The organism is Asinibacterium sp. OR53 (genome assembly GCF_000515315.1).
GTDB lineage: Bacteria > Bacteroidota > Bacteroidia > Chitinophagales > Chitinophagaceae > Sediminibacterium.
Window position 1 is genome coordinate 3,461,702 of sequence record NZ_KI911562.1, and the last position, 22,306, is coordinate 3,484,007.

Consider the following 22,306-nt stretch of genomic DNA (forward strand, 5'->3'; position numbering starts at 1 on the left):
TGTTGAAATTTTTTGTTAGTTGATTGATCTGTTGATTTGATTCAAGTGAGATACGATGCGCGTTGAACGCACATCGTATCTCAAAAAGATTATTCAAATTTCAGATCCAGACCCAAACCTCTCAGTTCATGAACCAATACGTTGAATGATTCAGGAACGCCGGCACGTGGAATGTTTTCACCTTTCACGATGGCTTCGTAAGTTTTGGCCCTTCCAATGATATCATCTGATTTCAGTGTCAGCAATTCCTGCAGGATGTTGGATGCACCATAAGCTTCCAGTGCCCATACCTCCATCTCACCGAAACGCTGTCCGCCGAACTGCGCCTTACCACCCAACGGCTGTTGTGTAATCAAGCTGTATGGTCCGATTGAACGGGCGTGCATCTTATCATCTACCATGTGGTGCAGTTTGATCATGTAGATCACACCCACAGTGGCTTTCTGGTGGAAACGCTCTCCGGTCTCACCATCGTACAGGTAAGTATGTCCGTTCCTGGGTATACTTGCTTGTTTGCAGTATTCTTCGATTTCATCTGTAGAAGCACCATCGAAGATCGGCGTAGCGAATTTCACGCCCAGGCGCTTGCCTGTCCAGCCCAGGATGGTTTCATAGATCTGTCCGAGGTTCATACGGGAAGGTACCCCCAGCGGGTTCAGTACAATGTCTACCGGTGTACCGTCTTCCATGAACGGCATATCTTCTGCACGAACGATCTTGGCAACGATACCTTTGTTACCGTGACGGCCCGCCATCTTATCTCCCACTTTCAGCTTACGCTTCACAGCCAGGTAAACTTTAGCCAGTTTCAATACACCTGCGGGTAATTCATCACCAATAGAGATGTTGAATTTCTCACGCTTGTAACGTCCGAGTTCTTCGTTGAAACGGATGCTGTAGTTGTGCAACAATGTATTGATCTGGTCGTCCGTTTTAGCGTCACCAGTCCAGCCCAGCGGATTCACGTTCTGGTAGTCGATGGCGGCCAGGTTCTTTTGATTGAACTTAGCGCCTTTACCAATGAGCATTTCGCCGAAATTGTTGCTCACACCTGTAGAAGCTTTGTCTTTCAACAGGGTCTGTAATTTGTCGAGCAGCAATTCTTTGATGCTCTCTTCATTCTGCTGGTGTACTTTTTCTACTTTCTCCAATTGTGCTTTCTCACGGATCTTGCCATTCTTGTCTTTCTTCGCACGCTGGAACAGTTTTTTATCGATCACCACACCTTCGGTACCGTTCGGTGCTTTCAGTGAAGCATCTTTGGCATCACCTGCTTTATCACCAAAGATGGCGCGCAGCAGTTTTTCTTCCGGTGTAGGATCTGATTCTCCTTTAGGAGTGATCTTACCAATGAGGATATCGCCTTCTTTGATAGTAGCACCAATACGGATGATACCATTTTCGTCGAGGTCTTTGGTAGCTTCTTCTGAAACGTTCGGGATATCGGGCGTAAGTTCTTCTTCACCCAGTTTGGTATCACGTACTTCCAGTTCGTATTCTTCAATGTGTACAGAAGTAAACAGGTCTTCACGCACCACTTTCTCACTGATCACGATGGCATCCTCGAAGTTGTAACCTTTCCAGGGCATGAATGCCACTTGCAGGTTACGGCCCAGTGCGAGTTCTCCGTCTTTGGTTGCATAACCTTCGGTAAGGAAATCACCTCTCTTCACTTTCTGTCCTTTCCTCACAGCCGGGCGCAGGTTGATACAGGTAGCCTGGTTGGTTTTGATGAACTTGGTGAGCTTGTACACCTGCAGGTCATCGTTGAAGCTGATCAGGCGGTCCATATCGTTCCTGTCGTAACGGACATGGATCTCGTTGGCGTCTACAAATTCAACCACACCATTACCTTCTGCGTGTATCTGGATACGTGCATCGCGGGCAGCTTTGCCTTCCAGTCCGGTACCTACGATCGGCGCCTCGGGGCGGATCAGCGGTACAGCCTGGCGTTGCATGTTCGATCCCATCAGCGCACGGTTGGCGTCGTCGTGCTCGAGGAAGGGGATCAGCGAAGCACTCAGACCAACAATCTGGTTGGGTGCCACGTCCATATATTCTACTTCTTCTTTGTCCAATATGGGGAAATCACCGGTCTGGCGGGAAACCACTTTATCTTCCACGAACTGTCCTTTTTCATTCAAAGGAGAGTTACTCTGGGCGATCTTGGCGGTATCTTCTTCTTCTGCGCTCAGGAAAGTGAGTTCTTTCATGTTCACTTTACCGTTGTCTACCTTGCGATAAGGGGTTTCAATGAAGCCCATATCGTTGATAGCAGCGTGTACGCACAGTGTAGAGATCAGACCGATGTTCGGTCCTTCCGGTGTTTCAATGGTACACAGACGGCCATAGTGTGAATAGTGTACGTCACGCACCTCGAAGCCTGCACGCTCACGGCTCAAACCTCCTGGTCCGAGTGCAGAAATACGACGCTTGTGCGTGATCTCCGACAGCGGGTTGGTTTGGTCGAGGAACTGCGACAACTGTGAGGTTCCGAAGAATGAGTTGATCACGGATGACAGTGTACGCGCGTTGATCAGGTCAACCGGCGTGAACACCTCGTTATCACGAACGTTCATCCTTTCACGGATGGTGCGGGCCATACGGGCCAGACCTACGCCGAATTGTGCATAGAGCTGCTCTCCTACGGTACGTACACGACGGTTGCTCAGGTGATCGATATCATCGATCTCGGCCTTACCATTGGTGAGGCGCACGAGGTATTTGATGATCTCGATGATGTCCTGCTTGGTGAGTACTTTTTTCTCCAGCGGATAATCGAGGTTCAGTTTGCGGTTGATCTTGTAACGGCCTACTTCACCCAGGTCATAACGCTTGTCGGAGAAGAATAATTTATCGATGATACCACGCGCAGTTTCATTATCCGGCGCATCAGCACCACGCAGTTGGCGGTAGATGTGCTGAACCGCTTCCAGTTCACTGTTCGAAGTATCTTTATTCAGTGTGTTATAGATGATCGCATAATCACCACCCACGTCTTCTTTCTGGATGAATACGCTCTTCACTTCCATTTCGATGATGGTATTGATACCGTCTTCGTCCAGGACAGTGTCGCGCTCCATTACGATCTCGTTACGCTCGATGCTCACTACTTCACCGGTATCTTCATCCACGAAATCTTCCACCCATGTTCTCAATACGCGGGCAGCCAGTTTTTTACCTATGTGGTGTGACAGCGTTTTCTTGTCAGCCTTCACTTCATCGGCCATACCGAAGAGTTCCAGGATGTCTTTATCGGTTTCGAAACCGATAGAACGCAGCAAAGTGGTTACGGGGAATTTTTTCTTACGGTCGATATACGCGTACATCACGTTGTTGATGTCTGTAGCGAATTCCATCCACGCGCCTTTGAAAGGGATCACGCGGGCAGAATAGATCTTGGTTCCGTTGGGGTGAACGGACTGGCCGAAGAATACACCGGGTGAGCGGTGTAACTGTGATACCACTACACGCTCTGCTCCGTTAATTACGAAAGTACCGCGGGGAGTCATGTAGGGGATATTACCCAGGAACACATCCTGAACGATGGTCTGGAAATCTACGTGCTCTTCATCGTTACAACTCAGGCGCAGTTTCGCTTTCAGGGGAACTGCGTAAGTGAGTCCGCGCTCCATACACTCATCAATGGTGTAACGTGGCGGATCGATGAAGTAATCCAGGAATTCCAGCACGAAAATGTTGCGTGTATCGGTGATAGGAAAGTTTTCCTTGAACACACGGAACAGCCCTTCCACATTGCGCTTGTCGGGCGTAGTTTCTAACTGGAAAAATTCTCTGAATGATTCTAACTGAATGTCGAGCAGGTCAGGAGCTTCAGCCAAATGTTTAGTTTTTCCGAAGCCGACCCTGTTGTTCAATGTTGTAGTAGACATATATGTGTAAAACCGGTTTTATGCGAAAAAAATCTGTAAGAACCGAAATGCCCTTAGCGTACAATCGGCGCATCCACCATTCAAACGTCAATGATAAAGATGTCCACCCGCTAGTTTTCCTAAAATAAGGATGGCAAAAGTAATGATAATTCGGGATTCGAAAAAACAAATTTTAGACCAAAACAGGTATAGGGGCAAAGAAAAATTAAAATCCTGCCGAAATGGCGCAAAAAAGGCCGTCCCTGTATTACACCGGGACGGCCTTTAGATTATGTCTGAGACAGTAAGCTTACTTGATCTCTACTTCAGCGCCAGCATCTTTCAGCTTAGCGGCCAGTTCATCGGCTTCAGCTTTAGAAACGCCTTCTTTTACAGGCTTGGGAGCGCCGTCAACCAGGTCTTTTGCTTCTTTCAGTCCGAGGCCAGTCAGTTCTTTAACGATCTTCACTACGCCCAGCTTGCTTGCACCACCGCTAACGAGGATCACATCGAAAGATGTTTTCTCTTCAACAGCAGCAGCTCCGCCACCGTCGCCACCAGCTACTACTACTGCAGCTGCAGCGGGTTCGATACCGTAATCAGCTTTCAGTACATCTGCCAGTTCCTGAACTTCTTTTACTGTCAAGCCTACTAATGTTTCGGCTAATGATTTAACGTCTGCCATGTGTTTAAATTTTTTCCGCCTTCAAGGTCTTTTGAACTCCGGCGGAGGGTTTAAAAAAATTTGTTTTATTTAATGTTAATACATCCAAAATTATTCTGCAGCCGCAGTTTCCGCCTGCTTCTCGTGGTGGTGCAACAAGGCAGCCAGTACACGTTTGGCAGGAGATTGCAGCAATCCGATCACTTCGCCGATCAGTTCGTTCTTCGTCTTGATCTGGGTCAGTGTTTTCAGGTTGTTGTCGCCGGTGTATACATCACCATTAATGAATGCAGCTTTCAATACCGGTTTTTCACCGTTGCTCTCCTTACGGAAAGAGCTGATGATCAAAGCGGGCTCCTTGGGGTTCTCAGAGAACATCAGGGCGGTTACATTGTTCAATGCCGGATAAACGCTTGCGTATTTTTCTGCATCCAATGATTCCAGCGCTTTGCGGATAAGGGTATTCTTGGCCACTTTCATCTCCACCTGCTTGTTAAAGCAAGTGCGACGCAGTGCAGATACCTGTTCTACGCTCAACGATTCTGTATCGGTGATGTAGAAGTTATTATATTGGGCGAACTTGCCTTTCAGCAGTTCAATCACCTCGTTTTTTTGATCTTTAGTCATAACTGATCTGTTTTATAAACCCGGGTCATTTCCCATCCCGTTTTACCGGGACAAGATCACCAGGAATTAGTTCATTAATGATTTAGTGTCCAATGCGATACCCGGACTCATCGAACTGGCCATGCTTACGCCTTTGAGGTAGATACCTTTGGCAGAAGAAGGTTTCAGTTTGATGATGGCGTTGATCAGCTCGGCGCTGTTCTCGGCGATCTTGTCAGACGTGAAAGATACACGGCCGATAGAAGCGTGTACGATACCCGCTTTGTCTACCTTGAACGCGATCTTACCGCCTTTCACCTCATTCACAGCCGCTGCTACGTCATTGGTAACAGTACCTGTTTTGGGGTTGGGCATCAGGTTACGGGGACCGAGTACTTTACCCAGCTTACCGATCTTAGGCATTACAGAAGGTGTAGCGATGATCACGTCTACGTCTACCCATCCGCCTTCGATCTTGCTGATGAATTCGTCCAGTCCTACAAAGTCAGCGCCTGCTTCTTTAGCAGCCGCTTCTTTATCGGGTGTGCAAAGCACCAGTACTTTTTTGGTTTTACCGGTACCATGAGGTAATGATACGGTACCACGTACCTGCTGGTCTGCTTTCTTGGGGTCAACACCCAAACGGATATGCAGGTCAACGGAACTATCGAATTTTGTACAATTGATTTCTTTTACTAGGGTAGAAGCTTCCTTCAGGGAATAAGCTTTGTTTTTATCCACCTTAGTAACTGCTACTTTTCTTTTTTTGCTGAGTGCCATTTTCTAAAAGTTTTAAGGTGAATAAATTAGTTTTCCCAGGGGGCTTTACCATCAACGGTGATACCCATACTGCGTGCAGTACCGGCTACCATGCTCATGGCGCTGTTTAAAGTAAATGCGTTCAGGTCGGACATTTTATCCTTGGCAATGGCTTCTACCTGTGCCCAGGTTACTTTACCTACTTTTTCGCGGTTGCTTTCTTTAGAACCTTTCTGGATTTTTGCGGCTTCCATCAGCTGAACAGCAGCGGGGGCTGTTTTGATGATGAAGTCGAAAGACTTGTCAGAGTAAACGGTGATCAAAACAGGAACTACTTTTCCCATTTTGTCCTGGGTCCTGGCATTGAACTGCTTACAGAACTCCATAATGTTAACACCCTTCGAACCGAGGGCGGGGCCTACGGGAGGCGCGGGATTGGCTTGTCCGCCTTTCACCTGCAGCTTCACAAAGCCTGAGATTTCTTTTGCCATTTTCTTTGATTTAATTGGTTATAGCGTCCCGGCTTTTACCGGAACTCCCAAAGTCAATCATTCTTTCAAAAAGAACTTTTGGGGCGGCAAAGGTAGGTAAAATATCAGAAAACAAAGTATTTTTCATGATATATTTGGTCGTATGACAACATTTTGCGGTTCCCTCCTGGCCAGCAGCCCGGCTTTAACCGATCCTCACTTCAGCAATACCCTGGTTTTCATTGCCGAACACAACGACAAAGGCGCCATGGGCTTTGTGATCAACCGGGTATTTCCCAGGTGGTTCAATGAGTTGGAAGCTTACCGGCATCTGCCTGCCCTGACCTTATACGCCGGCGGACCGGTTGACCAGGAGCACCTGTTCTTCCTGCACCGCCGTCCCGATCTGATCCCCAGTGGTCAACCGGTGGCCCAGGGCATTTGCCTCGGTGGCGATTTTGAGCAGGCCCTCCGGTATTTATCTGCCGGCATTGTGGTCCCCACCGATCTGCTCTTATTCATCGGCTATGCAGGATGGGATGGCGGTGACCTGGAAGCGGAGTTGGCGGAAGGCAGTTGGGAGATCCGGAACCCTACCCTTAGCTGGGATGAGCTGCAAGCACTGGTCCGGAGTTCTGGTCGTTTCCAGTAATAAAAAAGGCTGTCCTGCAGGACAACCTTTCGAATATAATAAGCCAACCGCTACTTAACTCAGTTTCTCTACCTGCATGTAGTTGAGTTCTACAGGGGTAGAACGGCCGAAGATCTTCACGGTCACTTTCAGTTTCTTCTTCTCGTCGTTCACTTCTTCGATCACACCGTTGAAGTCGTTGAAAGGTCCTTCAATGATCTTGATGGTTTCTCCTACGATGAACGGCTCGCTGAGCATTACGCCCTGGTCGTTCATTTCGTCTACCTTACCCAGCATTTTGTTCACTTCGCTCTTGCGCAGGGAGATGATATTGCCTTTGGATCCTTTTCCGTCGGTGAGAAAATGCATCACGTTGCTGATGTTGCTGATATGTTGTACCATATCATCGTTCAGCTTACCATCCAGCACTTCCATCATCACATAACCCGGGAAATAGTTCTTTTCGCGCATTACTTTTTTACCGTTCTGCACTTTGTATACTTTTTCCATGGGAAGGAATATCTGCTTGATGATCTCCTGCCATCCGCTGCGAATGATATCCTTATCCAGGTATTCTTTTACTTTCCGCTCCTTACCGCTTACCACGCGCAGAACATACCATTTGGTTTCCTGCTGCGGTGTAGCTGTAGTGGGGGTGGTATTTACGGATGCTTCCATCTTTTCTTACTTAAACAATGAATAAATCAGTTTCAGCACCTGGTTGCTGGCGAAATCCATCGCCCATACCATGGCGGTAATGATGATGGTAGCTACCAGCACAATTACGGTGCTCTGCTGCAACTGCAACCAGGTTGGCCAGGTTACTTTTTCCATCAGTTCCTGGTAGCTCTCTTTAAAATAGGTAGTGATCTTATTCATATAAGCCATTTCTGTGCACGGGCACTAGGATTCGAACCCAGATCAAAGGTTTTGGAGACCTCTATACTAACCGTTGTACTATGCCCGTAGAAAGCTAAAAGCTATTCCGGGGGTTCCGAAACAGCTTTTAGTTTATTATGTCAGCAAATGTACCAAAAATTTCCATTTGCCATGAAGCTAAAAGCCGGTGGGCTTAGCTTATTTAACGATTTCAGTAACCTGACCGGCACCTACTGTACGTCCACCTTCGCGGATAGCGAATTTCAGACCTTTCTCCATCGCGATGGGCTGGATCAGTTTTACAGAGAGGTTGATGTTATCGCCGGGCATTACCATTTCTGTTCCTTCGGGCAGGGTAACTTCACCAGTTACGTCTGTAGTACGGAAATAGAACTGGGGACGGTATTTGTTGAAGAACGGAGTGTGACGTCCACCTTCTTCTTTGCTCAGTACGTATACTTCTCCTTTGAAATCTGTGTGAGGAGTGATAGAACCGGGCTTACAGATTACCATACCGCGACGGATGTCTTTTTTCTCAATACCGCGGAGCAGCAGACCTGCGTTATCACCAGCCTGACCTTCATCCAACAGTTTCTTGAACATTTCAACACCAGTTACAGTAGAGCTCTGTGCAGCTTCCTGCAGACCAACGATCTCAACAGCTTCACCAACTTTGATGATACCGCGCTCGATACGGCCTGTAGCAACTGTACCACGACCTGTGATTGAGAACACGTCTTCTACTGACATCAGGAACGGCATATCAACCGGACGGGGGGGCAGCGGAATGTAAGTATCTACAGCTTCCATCAGTTCATCGATGCATTTAACCCATTTTTCTTCACCAGCCAGGGCGCCTGTAGCAGAACCTTTGATGATGGGGGTGTTGTCACCGTCGAAACCATAAGAAGTCAGCAGTTCGCGGATCTCCATTTCAACCAGTTCCAGCAGTTCAGGATCGTCTACCAGGTCAACTTTGTTCATGAATACCACGATACGGGGTACACCTACCTGGCGGGCCAGCAGGATGTGCTCCTTAGTCTGGGGCATCGGACCATCGGTAGAAGCTACTACCAGGATAGCACCGTCCATCTGGGCAGCACCGGTGATCATATTCTTCACATAGTCAGCGTGACCAGGACAGTCAACGTGCGCATAGTGACGGTTTGCAGTTTGATATTCTACGTGTGCAGTGTTGATGGTGATACCACGCTCTTTTTCTTCGGGAGCGCCGTCGATCTCATCATATTTCTTAGCCTGCGCCAGACCTTTCTTAGATAAGATGTCCGTAATGGCAGCAGTCAAAGTGGTCTTACCATGGTCAACGTGACCAATAGTACCAACGTTTACGTGAGGTTTTTCCCTCTTAAAGGTCTCTTTAGACATTTTTATCGATTTTAGTTGTATTTTAAAAATTTATACTAAACTACTTTTCCTCTTTCACAAATCCGAGCCGTTAGTGAGAATCGAACTCACGACCTCTTCCCTACCAAGGAAGTGCTCTACCACTGAGCTACAACGGCTTTTGAGTTGAGCGGAAGACGAGGATCGAACCCGCAACCTATAGCTTGGAAGGCTATCGCTCTACCAATTGAGCTACTTCCGCATTTTACTTGTCCACCGAAGCCTTGCCTCCTCCGTAATACTACGGCGACCGAGGGCGAAGGTGGAGTCATCATTTAAAGAACTATGATCACTGGATGATGATTACTTTTTTAAAAAAGAATTCATCGTCACTAGTGATCGAGATCACCTACGCTAAAGCTTCGGTGATCAAGTGGGCAGGAGTGGATTCGAACCACTGAAGTCGAAAGACAGCGGATTTACAGTCCGCCCCATTTGGCCGCTCTGGAACCTGCCCTTGATTTATTTAGAGCCGAAGATGGGACTCGAACCCGCGACCTACTGATTACAAATCAGTTGCTCTACCAACTGAGCTACTTCGGCAAAATGTAAAAGAACGCTCCTATTTTTTGGGATGGCAAAGGTAACGGAAAACTTCATTCAGCAAAATTTTGCCATGATTTTTTTCGGCTAGTTTTCAACAGCTTGCGCCGGCTCCGGAGGAAACGGTCCGGAAGCCCCGGCCGGGCCCAATAAAAAAGGCCCCCGAAAGGGAGCCTTACAACCAATTTTTTCGATTCCTTTTATGCCGCCAGTTTCTGTTTTTTCCTTTTTATCTGCGTAACGATCGACTCCATTGCACAATCAAATGATTCTTCGAACGACTTCGACGACGACTTCACAAAAAACTCGTGCCTTGGTACATGAATACGGATCTCAGCCACTTTGTCCTTGATCGTATGCACCACGTTATCCAGCTTCAGGAACACATCTACTTTCAAGATCCTGTCGTGGAAAGTGCTCAGCTTGCTGAGCTTACGTGACACATAATCTACCAGTTTGTCATCAGCATTAAAATGCACTGTTTGAATGTTAACGTTCATAGCAACTCACGTTTTATCGGTGAAAAAATAATATTTGAAAGAACTTATTGATCCGTTTTCAACGGACTAACAATGTACGTCAAATGGTGAGAAAAACGAAAAAAACTGAGCGGATTTTTTGACAATTTTAAGAGAATTTCTCAGGCCTTCGGATGTGCCTTTTTGAACACTTCTTTCAGCTTCTCGATCGTGTTGTGGGTGTACACCTGGGTGGCCGCCAGGCTGCTGTGGCCCAGCAGCTCTTTTACCGCGTTCAGGTCGGCCCCGTTGTTCATCAGGTGGGTGGCAAAACTATGTCGCAGCACGTGCGGACTCTTCTTCTGAACCGTGGTTACGGCCCCCAGTTTGGCTTTTACAAACGCATACACGGAACGGGGCTGCAGCGGCTTGCCCTTTTCGGTTACAAATAAGCGGTCGGCTATAGCCAGTTCACCGGTTTTATCGCTTTGATACTGTTGCAGTTCCGCTACCAGCTCCCTGGAAACCGGTATGATGCGCTCCTTATTTCCTTTTCCCAGTACTTTCAGTTGCGACTGCGCTCCATCGAGCTGGCTATATTTAAGATTGACCAACTCGCTCAAACGCATACCCGTATGATAAAACAGCATGAGCACCAAGCGCTGTGTGCGGCCCTGCCATCCCTCTTCGTAGAGTTCGGGGTTGAATAAGCCTTCCATGCTTTTTTCTTCCACAAAAACCGGCAGCCTTTTACCTTGTTTGGGCGATACAATGGTGGTCATGGGCGTTTGCTCCAACTCCCCTATTTTCAACTGGTATTTAAAAAAAGATTTAAGTGAAGATATTTTCCGGTTGATGGACCGCGCCGCTATCTCGTCTTCTTTCAGTTCTGCCAGCCAACTCCTGATCATCATGGAACTGATGGCGGACAGGCCTGGCGACTCGAACTGGCTGGCCAGGTAGGCGAAAAACTGCTCCAGGTCGGTCCGGTACCCAATAATGGTATGCTGCGAATAGCGCCGCTCGTATTTGAGGTGGTCCAGGAAGGACTGCAAGGATGGGTATTCGGGTATGGACATAAAAAAAGTAGCTTAAAGTTAAACAACCTTCGCTACTTACTATATTCAGGTGGATAAAAGGAGATTATCTTTCTATCTTTCCACTTGCTATCTGCTGCTTGTAGATGGCCTTCAGCACATCTCCACGACGTCTTACAGACGGCTTGGTAAATGCCTGACGCGACCTCAATTGCAATAAAACCTTGCTTTTCTCAAATTTCTTCTTGTACTTTTTGAGCGCTTTGTCGATGTTCTCGCAATCTTTTGAATCAATGATGAGCATAATGTTGATACCTCCTCGGGCGTTTTTTAGGACTGCAAAGATACAGGGCGTCAGTCATATAAACAAGCTCATAGAAAAATTTATCCGTCTCCTGTATGATCGTCACCCCGAGGTCGTCACCCTGAGCGAGCGAAGCGAGTCGAAGGGCCTCATAAAGTGTTCAGCAGGTCCCTCGGCTCGCTGCGCTCGCTCGGGATGACGAGTAAAATGGCAAAAGATCAGACATTCCTCATTACTTTGCGTCATGTTTACAGGCATTATCGAATCGACAGGAAAAATCGTCTCTATTGAGAAAAAGGGCTCCAATGCCAGTTTCTGGGCCAGTTCTCCCCTCTCGGGCGAACTGAAAATAGACCAGAGTGTGAGTCACGATGGCGTTTGCCTAACGGTGGATGAGCTGAAAGACGGCATGCACCGGGTAACAGCCATTGAAGAAACCCTGAAAAAGACCAACCTGGGTAGCTGGGCGGCCGGCAGCGAGATCAACCTGGAAAGATGTATGGTCATGAACGGCCGGCTCGATGGCCATATTGTACAGGGGCATGCCGATTGCACTGCTATCTGCCAGGAAAGAAAGGAACTGGATGGCAGTTGGGAGTTCATCTTTCAATTTCCTGCGGAGTTTGCCCACCTGGTCATTGAGAAAGGGTCTATTGCCGTTAACGGGACCAGTCTTACCTGCTTCAATGTGAACCGCGATCATTTCACGGTAGCCATCATTCCTTATACATTCGAACATACCAGTATCAAGCACGTGCAAGCTGGCACGGCGGTCAACCTTGAATTCGATATACTGGGTAAATATGTGCAGCGCTGGATGAGCCTGGGGCGTTAGCCTATCTGCTTTCCTTTCATCGCTTGGCTCACGGCCTGGTCCATGGCCCGTTCGGCAAAAGGCCGCGTTATATCGTTGAGTTCTTCTGTTTTTTTCTGAATGAGGTTCTTATCGTCCATCGTCAACGCCAGTTGCAGGGCCTGCATGGCTTGTGCGGTGGTTTGCAGTTCTTCCGCTGAAAGCAGGCTGGGATTTTTGGAGATGAATTTTTCTGTAAGGCCCAGTAATTGTTCTCCTTCTGTTTTGGCTTCTACCAATGCCCTTGCCTGCATATCGTCTCCGGCATGGGTGATGCTTTCCAGCAGCATTTTTTCTACTTCTGTATCGGTGAGTCCGTATTGCGGCTTTACTTCTATACTTTGTTCTACTCCGCTGCGCAGCTCTTTTGCTTTCACCACCAATATTCCATCGGCATTGATGAGGAAACTTAGTTCTACTTTGGGTAAGCCCGCGGGCATGGCCGGGATGCCGGTGAGGTTGAATTCGGCCAGCTTGCGATTGTCTTTTACCAGGTCGCGCTCACCCTGGAATACTGAAATACGCATACCGCTTTGTCCGTCTTTCTGCGTGGTATATTGACGCCCCACTTTGGTAGGGATTTTTGAATTACGGGGGATGAGCACGTCCATCAATCCACCCATGGTTTCTATGCCCAGGCTTAACGGTGTGATATCAAGCAGTAAAAAATCTTTGTTGTTGCCGGCGAGGATATCGGCCTGTACTGCGGCGCCGAGTGCTACTACTTCATCGGGGTTCACTGAGTCGTTCACCGGTTTTCCGAAAAAAGCGCTCACCGCCTGCTTTACAGCAGGTATACGGGTGCTACCTCCTACCATCACCACCGTATCGATATCGGCGGTAGTGAGTTCTGCGTCTTTCAAGGCATTCCTGCAACAGCCGATGGTGGTATCGATCAATGGTTGTATCAGCGAGGCAAACAGGGTTCTGCTCAATCCCAGTTTTCCGCCATTCCATTCATCGCTGAACAATTCATCTGTACTCAATGCACGCTTGGCCGCTTCGGCTTTCAGTCTTAATGATTGTGCCAGTTGTTTATCCTGGTGCAATACAGTTGCATCGATGCCTCGTTCTTTCATCCAGTATTGCATGATGGTCCTGTCGAAATCATCGCCTCCCAAATAGGTATCGCCATTGGTGCTCAGCACTTCATAAATGCCGTTGCTGATGCGTAACAGGGAAATATCAAAAGTGCCGCCACCCAGGTCGTACACTGCGATTGTTTTTTCTTCTTCCTTATTCAATCCCATGCCGTAGGCCAGACTGGCGGCAGTTGGTTCATTCACAATGCGCAGCACATCCAATCCTGCCAGTTTACCTGCGTCGCGGGTAGCCTGCCGTTGTGCGTCGTTGAAATAGGCCGGCACGGTGATCACCGCTTTGGTTACGGGTGTTTTGAGAATATGCTCGGCGCGCTGTTTCAGTTCTTTGAGTATAAGGGAGGATAATTCAATGGGTGAATAAAAACGATCGCCCACCTGCACTTTCACCAGGCTATCGGTATCATCATCGATCACTTTATAGGTGAAGAAACCGGCATTGTCTTTTACGTCTTTATAACTTTTTCCCATCAACCGCTTCACACTAAAAATGGTATGCTGGGGATCTGTTTCCAGGTAAGCTTTCGCTGTTTCGCCCACTTCGGGGTTGCCCATGGCATCGAAATGAACGATGCTGGGAACGAGGCTGCTGGTATTGTGTTCTTTCAAAGCGGCCGGCTGCTTGTTTTCCGGGTGAATGATGGCCACCAGGCTGTTCGTGGTGCCCAGGTCGATGCCTACGATCATTTCTGCCTGTTGTAAACTGCCGGTTGCTATATTGATGCCTATTCGAGCCATGAGCGTTGTGCGTTGTTAGTTGTGAGATGTTAGATTTCTACTACATCTGTCTTACTGAGGTAATCGTGTAAAGGTTTGCCCAGGAAGGGGATGAAAAACATGTCGATGATGGTGATGCGTACAAGGCTTCGCAGGATGATCTGCGGGAAAGATGGTTTTCGCTGCTGGGCATTGATCACTTTTGAAAAAGTGAACCATTTGCCGGGTGTGCGGCTGAACAATCCTTCAAAAAAACAATAATAGATGAACAGTATGCCAAAGAAGAACCATCCGAATTTGTAATAAGGGTAATGCCAGTAAATCACATACCAGTCCCACACCTTGTACCCGGCATAAGCGAGTATGAAAATGATCACGGTATCGATAAAAAAATTAAGTGCGCGGGTGCCATCTCCAACTTTGCGCATGTTTTTATTCATGACGCGAAAGTAGCGAATCCGCTCCATTTCCTATTTTTGCGCAAATTCGAAGTAAATGACGCTCATAGAAGAACTCAGGTGGAGAGGAATGGTGCAGGACATCATGCCTGGCACGGAAGAACTGTTGCAGAAAGAAATGGTATCCGGCTATATTGGTTTTGACCCTACCTCCGATAGTTTGCATATCGGAAGCCTGGTTCCTATTCTCTTACTGGTACACCTGCAAAAGGCCGGTCATAAGCCTTATGCGTTGGTAGGCGGCGCCACCGGCATGATTGGTGACCCCAGTGGCAAGAGCGAAGAAAGAAACCTATTGAGTGCAGAAGTGCTGCAACACAACCAGGAAGGCGTTCGCAAGCAATTGTCCAAATTCCTGGATTTCGACAGCGCCAAACCCAATGCGGCAGTTATGGTGAACAACTATGATTGGTTCAAAGGCGTTGGCTTCCTCGAGTTCATCCGCGATGCCGGCAAACACATCACCGTCAATTATATGATGGCGAAAGACAGTGTGAAGAAAAGACTGGAAGGCGAAACCGGCATGAGCTTTACTGAATTTACTTATCAACTGATACAGGGCTATGATTTTTACTGGCTCTACGAGCATAAAAATTGCAAACTGCAAATGGGTGGCAGCGACCAGTGGGGTAATATCACCACCGGTACTGAACTGATCCGCCGCAAAGCTGGTGGGGAAGCGTTTGCATTTACCTGTCCGCTCATTCGTAAAGCCGATGGCGGTAAATTCGGCAAAACGGAGAAAGGCAATGTATGGTTGGATGCTACTAAAACATCGCCCTACCAGTTTTACCAGTTCTGGCTCAATGCCAGTGATGATGATGCCAAACAGTGGATCAAAATATTTACCCTTCTGCCCCATACTGAAATTGATGCGTTGCTGGTTGAGCACGAAGCAGCGCCACACCAGCGTGCATTGCAAAAAAAGCTGGCACGTGAACTGACGGTGTTCGTGCACAGTGAACACGATTATGATTTTGCCGTGAAAGCATCGGAGATACTGTTTGGCAATGCTACTACCGAAGCTTTGCAAAGCCTGAATGAAGAGCAATTATTGCAGGTGATGGAAGGTGTTCCCACGGTAGAGGTGAGCAAATCGCAACTCGAAACGGGATATGATATTGTAAGCTTCCTGGCCGACACACAAATTTTCCCCAGCAAAGGAGAGGCGCGTAAAATGTGGCAGTCGGGCGGCATTGGCATCAACAAAAGAAAGATTGGCAGCGATGAAAATTTGCTGAAGCAGTCAGATCTCTTGCAGGATAAATATTTGCTGGTGCAAAAAGGCAAGAAAAATTACTACCTCGTAAAAGCCGTATAGCTCATCAACAGGTATTGGGCGTGAATTCGTATATTCATCGGCTCAACCTGTTATATGAGACAAAAATTGCAGTTCCTTTCCCTGTTCGTTTGTTTGGCATTTACTGCCGTTCGTGCGCAGATTCCCAAAGCGCCTGAGAAAAAAGAAGGTGATGGTCCTTATACCCAACTGATCATCCGGGGTGTTACATTGATCAATGGTACTGGTGCGCCGCCTTTTGGTCCGGTTGATATTGTGGTAGAGCAAAACCGCATTGTGCAGATACAAACGGTGGGAAGCCCGGGGGCGGCCATTGATCCAGCCCGAAGGCCGGTGCTCAAACAGGGCGGGAAAGAACTCAACTGTGAAGGCATGTATGTGTTGCCCGGCCTCATAGACATGCATGGGCATATCGGTGGCAAAGAGCAGGGCACTCCTGCCGAATACGTTTTCAAACTGTGGATGGCGCATGGTATTACCACCATCAGGGATCCATCGGCCGGCAACGGACTGGATTGGACACTTGACGAGAAACAAAAAAGCGCCGCCAATCTCATTACAGCACCCAGGATATATGCCTATACGGTATTCGGACAAAGCAGTAAAACACCCATCACCACTGCCGACCAGGCACGTGCCTGGGTACAAGAGAATGCACGCAAGGGGGCCGATGGCATCAAATTTTTTGGTGCACGACCAGAGGTTATGGATGCTGCACTTCGTGAAAATAAAAAACTGGGATTGCGATCTTGTTGCCACCATGCGCAACTCGATGTAGCGCGTTGGAATGTGTTGAATTCTGCCCGTGCCGGACTCACCAGCATGGAGCACTGGTATGGTTTGCCCGAGGCATTGTTCACCGATAAAACCATCCAACAATACCCACTCGATTACAATTACAACAATGAGCAGGATCGTTTTGAAGAAGCGGGCAAACTGTGGAAGCAGGCGGCCGCACCTTACTCAGAACATTGGAATAAAGTGATGAATGAATTGTTATCGCTCGATTTTACATTGGATCCTACATTCAATATTTACGATGCCAACCGCGACCTGCAAAGAGCGCGCAGGGCTGAATGGCATGAGTGGTATACGTTGCCATCGCTTTGGCAGTTTTACGAGCCCAGCCGGCAATCGCATGGTTCTTATTGGCATCATTGGGGAACGGAGCAGGAAGTGGAATGGAAAAACAATTACCGGTTGTGGATGACATTCGTGAACGAATACAAAAACCGCGGCGGACGTGTGACTGCCGGGTCTGATAACGGCTTCATTTATGAAACTTATGGATTCGGTTATATCCGCGAGCTGGAGTTGTTGCGTGAAGCAGGTTTCCATCCGTTGGAAGTGATCCGTTCAGCTACTTTATACGGAGCGCAGGCCCTTGGCGCCGATAAAGAAATCGGCAGCGTGGAAACGGGTAAGCTGGCCGATCTGGTGGTCATCGATGCCAATCCTTTGCAAAACCTGCAAGTGTTGTATGGCACGGGAGCCATTACCCTTACCAAAGAAAACAAAGTGGTGCGCAGCGGTGGCGTATTGTATACCATTAAAGATGGCATTGTGTACAATGCCAAACAATTACTGGCCGACGTGAAAGCCATGGTAGATGCTGAAAAGCAAAAAACCGGCTGGCAATTGAAGCAGCCGGGGATGCAATAATTTTTACAGGGATTTGATGGCTTTCCACATAGCTTCCGCTACGAGCAGGTTACCGGCTGCATTCAGGTGTACCCTGTCGCGCGTTAAAATGCCTGATTCTTTGTTATCGGGATTGTTTTGGAGTTCGTATTCGTGGAAAAGGGTGCGCAGGTCTACCAGCGGCAAAGATTCTTTGGCTGCAAACTGCCTGATCCAACTACTGTACTGGTTCATATCGCCATCCTGTTGGTTGGAGAAATCTTTCTTCTCACCTATTACGGCGGGAGTGCAGAGAATCACTTTAGAACCAGCAGCCCTTAATTTCTTAACAATGGCTTCATAGAATTTCCCGAACTTATCGTAATCGGTACCGGTGCCAAAGCTGGATTTATGCCACACATCGTTTACACCAATGTAAATGACTACGATGTCCGGGCTCTTGCTGATTACGTCTTCTTCCATCCGCAGGTAAAGATCATATACTTTGTTACCGCCGATACCAGCGCCTATCAGTTCATATTTATTTTCTGCTCCTTCCTGTTTCAGGAGCGAGTCCATTAGCCGGATATAGCCGCCTGGCTGGGCCCCTATCTGGGTAATAGAATCACCAAAAAATATTACTTTTTTCTTCTTGTCATAATTGAATGACATGAGCAGGATACAGGCAATAAACGCGGCAAAAAGGATGAGTTTTGACATAAGGCTTACAATAAGGAGTTCAATATACGAACAGAACGGTTAAAAAATTTGGAACAATTCTCTCCTACCCCTATTTTTGCACCCCATTCCACTACGGAATGCATGGATTGCCCGATAGTATAATGGCAGTACAACTGATTTTGGTTCAGTTTGTCTTGGTTCGAATCCAGGTCGGGCAACAAGCGCCTCTCGCGATAGCGAGGGGCGCTTTTCTTTGGTAGCGATGAAAGCTTTGCTTTCACAAGCGAACGAAGGAAATTGCCACGGCCACGTAGTGGTCGTGAGGCGTTTGGGTAATGGACATTGTAGTGGATCAGCGGAGGCCGACGAAGGAGGCCGGAGCTAATGCAGGTTGGGCAACTCAAGGCAGCATCTAACAAACCTTAACACTTAACAACACTAAAACCCGTTACGGCATTGACTTGTAGCGGGTTCTTTCATTTTGTGGATTTCTTTAGTGTCCGTCAATTTCCGAAAATATCTTTACACATTTATTTACACTTATTGGTGCCTTCAACCACATGTTACCTTCTTATAGTCCCGTCTGGAATTGGCGCAAGAAAAACCGCCATAACAATCTCAGATCCATTCACTTTAGAATCGGACTGATCAATGTCTACAAGTATCACACGGTAAACGTCCCGCAAAAAGTTCGCGAAGACTAATGGCCTGGTAAAACAAATGCCTGGGTCAAAAACCCCCATCCTTTTGCATTTGTCATCAATGAGCGCATAAAAGAAAAGATGAATACCCTGGACAAACTTTGCGAAAGATATTACAAGGCAAAAAAGCCGCTTAACTTTCCAGCCATTCTCCGGGAGCTCGTCAAAGACTATAATCCTAATTCCTTCAATGCCGAGATCATTTTTAAGGATCTGGATGATACGATCTTTTTGACTTCAAAAAATACTGTCAGGATCGCGCGGAGCTTAAGTCTTCAACCATCATTGGCCACTTAAACGCCTTAAAAAAATCGTATACTGGTCACGCAAAGTTGGACACATAACAAAAGAACAGCAAGAAATCATTTTCGAGGACGTTCATATCTCTGTTAAACGCAAGTCTTCCGTTCATTTGGAAGAAGAACAAATCATTCAATGGTGAGATCACAACTTTGTTCCGAAAAAAGCAAACTCGCCCGAGATCGCGATATTTTTTTGCTATAGGTCTACACGGAGTACTATTTTGGAGATTGGAAGGAGGCGCTTAAGTCGGATATCAAATCGGATCGGGTACATGGCGCCTTCTCCAGCATAGGCACACTAAACTTGAATCGCCGCCGGAAAAGCCACCACTTCCCATTGCGCGGCTTTGTCGTCCATCGCAATCCTCGACCGGATCGTGCCCTCCGTAAATTTGACCTCGTGTAACCTGCCACCCAGTTCCCGTAATAGCTTCTCTACGTTCTTTCTGCGTTTCTTCGGTTTGCCGGCACCCACAATAGGGGAAGTCATATATACCTGCTTACTGTGTTTCTTGAATACCTCCAACATCGCTGCTTGCGGGAGTTTATCATGCAAATTCCACGGCGTCAGCTTGGCAACGGGATCTTCCACGAGCAATCGTTTCCAGACCTCCGGATGATAGCCGTTCTCAGAACCATGATGTGGGATCTTGAACAGCGAGGCGCGCTGGTCAATCGTTGCACAAGCGTTGAGAATATTATTCCATCCCTCATCGGCCGCCGAACCCACCTCGAGGTCGGCCCCAAGCAATGCGCGGTGATTTCCGAGCTTGATAAACGTAACAACCGACTTCGCATTGGGCGACCGAACGACGATCTTCTTGTTCGGCGGCCCGAATTCTGTGATCAGGCTGGAAACCTCCGCGTCGAATGTTGCAATTGTCGCATCCGATGGTGAAAGGCTAATCACCTCACTGCTGATGCCTTCGCCCAGCTGCTCCCGGTACAGCACCCGATCCTGCCCCGCCCAGATTGGCTGAACCTTCCTGGCCAGCAAAATGTCCATACAACGACCAAATTCCACTGTCGACGAATTCGATTGATTTGTTTTCAGCTTCGAATAATCCAACTGTACAAATTGCAGGAATTTTCTTAGATCATTCGCCCTGGCAAAGGCGAACTTCGAATTAACGCAGGCTTCCAGCACAGCGGCTATACCCAGAATATGATCATCATGCCAATGCGTGCAAATGATCAAGCACACGTCACTCATCGAAACACCAATCTTTTGCAAGTACTCTAGCGGCAAAGCTCGACGGGTGATTGGATTGATACAAGAATCAATGATCAGCCACCTGTTGTTTCCCAAATGAACCACAGCCGATTCCCCATAGCCGCCGCCCGTTCCCAATAAGGTAATTTCTCCGGTAGTACTTCCTGGGCTATCAAATGTCGCCATCGTTGTTAAAAAATTCATACAATTCCGATCCCTTGTCTGTCGCCACATCAAATTCCTCTTGCGACCAACTGGTCAGCCGTTGAAAACGCATCAGGGCATTTTTTTCCACCTGGTTGCCGTTAAACGAGCGGCCGATACTCCAGTAAAAAACTGCTCCTATGCTCAAAAGTTCCCGGTCACCAGGTGATACATCCCGAATTTCAAATTCACCTATTTCAAAGGTTCCAGGTTTGGTCAGGTCTTCCATTCTGGCTTCAAATTCCGTGTCGGTCAATTTCGTAATATGTCCTTTCCATCTTTGTTCGCTCGTAAAAAACCCCTTCGCCTGTAACGGCAGTGCCGCCTGGACCAGCCGCTCGACTGTTTCACCCAACCGGCCACGATCGTCCTCCCGATGGGTCGAGCCAGACATAAACTCACCCACGTTATCCTGTTGCCGCTGCCAATTGAATTGCTCGATCGTTCCCTCGATCAACCTTTCCTTGCTCACCATATAGGCCTGTCCCTGGAAAAGGCTGGCAGAGTTTGTCACCTTGCTGGGCACCGAAGACAATGATCGATCCGTATTCTGTATATTGAACATATTATTTTGTTGCATTCATGACTTCCCATAAAACGCCTGGCACTTCACTCGCTGATGCTACGGACTCGGCGAAATCTTCCTTCAGCAGCGTCTGCAACCCCCTCACCCCGTCCGACAGGTCGAAATGATCGTTGATGTATACTAGCAGGCTGTATGGCGTTGGCAGCGGAATATCTGCCGGCGCAACCCGGATCCGCTTAGATCCCATCTTTCCATCCGATCGCTGGACCTCGCCGACATCGAGAATAAACAGGCGGGGATCCTTGAACAAACGCTTCCAATTTGTCAAACCGCCCAGCCGATTACCCACTTCATAATAACGTTCCTCATCCGGCATCGCGTAATATAGCAGATGATTGAGCCCGACCGCCTTCACCGGTGTTTCTTTTAATATCCCAAAAATACTCTTGACCAGGTCATTGAGCGCATCAAAAAGGGCATCCCTACTAGTCCTGACTTCCATCCTTTCAGTGCCGATCTCGAATTCACACCAATCCAATTTGAATTTAACAATGCTTGGATGGATAATCTCAACGACGGCATCCTGGGCCTCCTGCTCACGAATCAATTTTTTCTGAGCCAGCCAGAAGGGTTGAATGATCACAGGGTTGAAATTACCTACAACGACAATACTCAATCGATATACCTCCAGGTACTCTTTCAGCATATGCTCATTCGATGATTAAAGTGTGCAAAACAATTAAAAACGCTTATTAATCATAAAGTTACGACAGATTTTCAGAAAACAAAATTTATCGGTTTCGCGGTCCTGAACAGCACGATAAGCCGAAAATGCTGTCACCGAGCACAAAATACTGGAAATTAGGCCATCCACATAACCGTGAAAATACCTTTTTTTGGTGTTTTACCCCTATCACTGAATAAATTTTCTAGAAATCACCTGCATGGACCCAATGTTGCCCCATCTAAACAACCTTCGCCTCGGACCGGATCTCCACAGATGT

General features: G+C 47.6%; 21 protein-coding genes and 6 tRNA genes. 5 read left to right on the plus strand and 22 right to left on the minus strand.

Annotation, left to right across the window (positions count from 1 at the left end):
• Positions 1-89 precede the first annotated feature (89 nt).
• From rpoB to rplK, 5 genes are all read right to left on the minus strand, one after another.
• Entirely contained in the window at positions 90-3,893 is a 3,804-nt protein-coding gene (gene rpoB / locus SEDOR53_RS0115390) for a DNA-directed RNA polymerase subunit beta (protein WP_026770520.1), read from the minus strand.
• Between the two features lie 289 nt (positions 3,894-4,182).
• Positions 4,183-4,557 (minus strand): 50S ribosomal protein L7/L12, encoded by a 375-nt coding sequence (rplL, locus tag SEDOR53_RS0115395; RefSeq protein ID WP_026770521.1) that lies wholly within the window; start codon positions 4,555-4,557, stop codon positions 4,183-4,185.
• A 90-nt stretch (positions 4,558-4,647) separates the two neighbouring features.
• Positions 4,648-5,163 carry a 50S ribosomal protein L10 gene (gene rplJ / locus SEDOR53_RS18280; RefSeq protein ID WP_037361455.1) on the minus strand — a complete coding sequence of 172 codons (516 nt, stop codon included), beginning with the start codon at positions 5,161-5,163 and terminating at the stop codon, positions 4,648-4,650.
• 66 nt (positions 5,164-5,229) lie between these two features.
• Positions 5,230-5,922, minus strand: coding sequence for a 50S ribosomal protein L1 (rplA, locus tag SEDOR53_RS0115405; RefSeq protein ID WP_026770522.1), 693 nt, complete (start codon positions 5,920-5,922; stop codon positions 5,230-5,232).
• Between the two features lie 26 nt (positions 5,923-5,948).
• Positions 5,949-6,392 carry a 50S ribosomal protein L11 gene (gene rplK / locus SEDOR53_RS0115410; protein WP_026770523.1) on the minus strand — a complete coding sequence of 148 codons (444 nt, stop codon included), beginning with the start codon at positions 6,390-6,392 and terminating at the stop codon, positions 5,949-5,951.
• 142 nt (positions 6,393-6,534) lie between these two features.
• On the opposite strand from rplK, the gene SEDOR53_RS18285 reads away from it, so the two are divergent.
• On the plus strand, positions 6,535-7,023 hold the full coding sequence (locus SEDOR53_RS18285) for a YqgE/AlgH family protein (protein ID WP_051416692.1): 489 nt from the start codon (positions 6,535-6,537) through the stop codon (positions 7,021-7,023).
• 54 nt (positions 7,024-7,077) lie between these two features.
• On the opposite strand, the gene nusG is transcribed toward SEDOR53_RS18285, so the two are convergent.
• The 11 genes from nusG to rpsU form a co-directional block, all read right to left on the minus strand.
• Positions 7,078-7,680, minus strand: coding sequence for a transcription termination/antitermination protein NusG (nusG, locus tag SEDOR53_RS0115420; RefSeq protein WP_026770524.1), 603 nt, complete (start codon positions 7,678-7,680; stop codon positions 7,078-7,080).
• A gap of 6 nt (positions 7,681-7,686) precedes the next feature.
• Entirely contained in the window at positions 7,687-7,881 is a 195-nt protein-coding gene (gene secE, locus SEDOR53_RS0115425; protein WP_026770525.1) for a preprotein translocase subunit SecE, read from the minus strand.
• Positions 7,882-7,897: 16 nt separating this feature from the next.
• Positions 7,898-7,969, minus strand: a tRNA-Trp gene (locus SEDOR53_RS0115430).
• Between the two features lie 110 nt (positions 7,970-8,079).
• Entirely contained in the window at positions 8,080-9,267 is a 1,188-nt protein-coding gene (gene tuf, locus SEDOR53_RS0115435) for an elongation factor Tu (RefSeq protein WP_026770526.1), read from the minus strand.
• Positions 9,268-9,332: 65 nt separating this feature from the next.
• Positions 9,333-9,404: transfer RNA gene (locus SEDOR53_RS0115440), tRNA-Thr, on the minus strand.
• Between the two features lie 10 nt (positions 9,405-9,414).
• Positions 9,415-9,487 (minus strand) — tRNA-Gly (locus tag SEDOR53_RS0115445).
• Positions 9,488-9,659: 172 nt separating this feature from the next.
• Positions 9,660-9,742: transfer RNA gene (locus SEDOR53_RS0115450), tRNA-Tyr, on the minus strand.
• 13 nt (positions 9,743-9,755) lie between these two features.
• Positions 9,756-9,828, minus strand: a tRNA-Thr gene (locus tag SEDOR53_RS0115455).
• 200 nt (positions 9,829-10,028) lie between these two features.
• A complete protein-coding gene (locus SEDOR53_RS0115460; RefSeq protein ID WP_026770527.1) occupies positions 10,029-10,328 on the minus strand; it encodes an HPF/RaiA family ribosome-associated protein in 300 nt (99 codons plus the stop codon).
• 140 nt (positions 10,329-10,468) lie between these two features.
• Positions 10,469-11,365, minus strand: coding sequence for a tyrosine-type recombinase/integrase (locus tag SEDOR53_RS0115465; RefSeq protein ID WP_026770528.1), 897 nt, complete (start codon positions 11,363-11,365; stop codon positions 10,469-10,471).
• Between the two features lie 64 nt (positions 11,366-11,429).
• Entirely contained in the window at positions 11,430-11,627 is a 198-nt protein-coding gene (rpsU, locus tag SEDOR53_RS0115470) for a 30S ribosomal protein S21 (protein WP_026770529.1), read from the minus strand.
• Between the two features lie 244 nt (positions 11,628-11,871).
• Between rpsU and SEDOR53_RS0115480 the strand changes: the two genes are divergently transcribed.
• Positions 11,872-12,462 carry a riboflavin synthase gene (locus tag SEDOR53_RS0115480; protein ID WP_026770531.1) on the plus strand — a complete coding sequence of 197 codons (591 nt, stop codon included), beginning with the start codon at positions 11,872-11,874 and terminating at the stop codon, positions 12,460-12,462.
• Here the strand turns inward: SEDOR53_RS0115480 and hscA are convergent.
• Positions 12,459-14,318, minus strand: coding sequence for a Fe-S protein assembly chaperone HscA (gene hscA, locus SEDOR53_RS0115485; RefSeq protein ID WP_026770532.1), 1,860 nt, complete (start codon positions 14,316-14,318; stop codon positions 12,459-12,461). The two genes, SEDOR53_RS0115480 and hscA, sit on opposite strands and share 4 nt — an antisense overlap.
• A 29-nt stretch (positions 14,319-14,347) precedes the next feature.
• Entirely contained in the window at positions 14,348-14,737 is a 390-nt protein-coding gene (locus SEDOR53_RS0115490; protein WP_026770533.1) for an RDD family protein, read from the minus strand.
• Between the two features lie 55 nt (positions 14,738-14,792).
• Here SEDOR53_RS0115490 and tyrS point away from each other — a divergent pair, with 55 nt between their 5' ends.
• Both tyrS and SEDOR53_RS0115500 read left to right on the plus strand, forming a co-directional pair.
• A complete protein-coding gene (gene tyrS / locus SEDOR53_RS0115495) occupies positions 14,793-16,076 on the plus strand; it encodes a tyrosine--tRNA ligase (RefSeq protein ID WP_026770534.1) in 1,284 nt (427 codons plus the stop codon).
• A gap of 54 nt (positions 16,077-16,130) precedes the next feature.
• On the plus strand, positions 16,131-17,717 hold the full coding sequence (locus SEDOR53_RS0115500; RefSeq protein ID WP_026770535.1) for an amidohydrolase family protein: 1,587 nt from the start codon (positions 16,131-16,133) through the stop codon (positions 17,715-17,717).
• 3 nt (positions 17,718-17,720) lie between these two features.
• Here SEDOR53_RS0115500 and SEDOR53_RS0115505 read toward each other — a convergent pair whose 3' ends face one another.
• Positions 17,721-18,395: a GDSL-type esterase/lipase family protein gene (locus SEDOR53_RS0115505; RefSeq protein WP_037361459.1), complete on the minus strand. Its 675-nt coding sequence runs from the start codon at positions 18,393-18,395 to the stop codon at positions 17,721-17,723.
• Between the two features lie 108 nt (positions 18,396-18,503).
• On the opposite strand from SEDOR53_RS0115505, the gene SEDOR53_RS0115510 reads away from it, so the two are divergent.
• Positions 18,504-18,574: transfer RNA gene (locus SEDOR53_RS0115510), tRNA-Gln, on the plus strand.
• Positions 18,575-19,657: 1,083 nt separating this feature from the next.
• Here the strand turns inward: SEDOR53_RS0115510 and SEDOR53_RS0115525 are convergent.
• From SEDOR53_RS0115525 to SEDOR53_RS0115535, 3 genes are read right to left on the minus strand one after another with little or no spacing between them, the layout of a single operon-like run.
• Positions 19,658-20,758, minus strand: coding sequence for an MBL fold metallo-hydrolase (locus SEDOR53_RS0115525; protein ID WP_026770539.1), 1,101 nt, complete (start codon positions 20,756-20,758; stop codon positions 19,658-19,660).
• Positions 20,745-21,341, minus strand: coding sequence for a hypothetical protein (locus SEDOR53_RS0115530; protein WP_037361461.1), 597 nt, complete (start codon positions 21,339-21,341; stop codon positions 20,745-20,747). The genes SEDOR53_RS0115525 and SEDOR53_RS0115530 overlap by 14 nt, the downstream gene beginning before the upstream one ends.
• A 1-nt stretch (position 21,342) precedes the next feature.
• Positions 21,343-22,008 (minus strand): hypothetical protein, encoded by a 666-nt coding sequence (locus tag SEDOR53_RS0115535; RefSeq protein ID WP_026770541.1) that lies wholly within the window; start codon positions 22,006-22,008, stop codon positions 21,343-21,345.
• Positions 22,009-22,306: the final 298 nt, after the last annotated feature.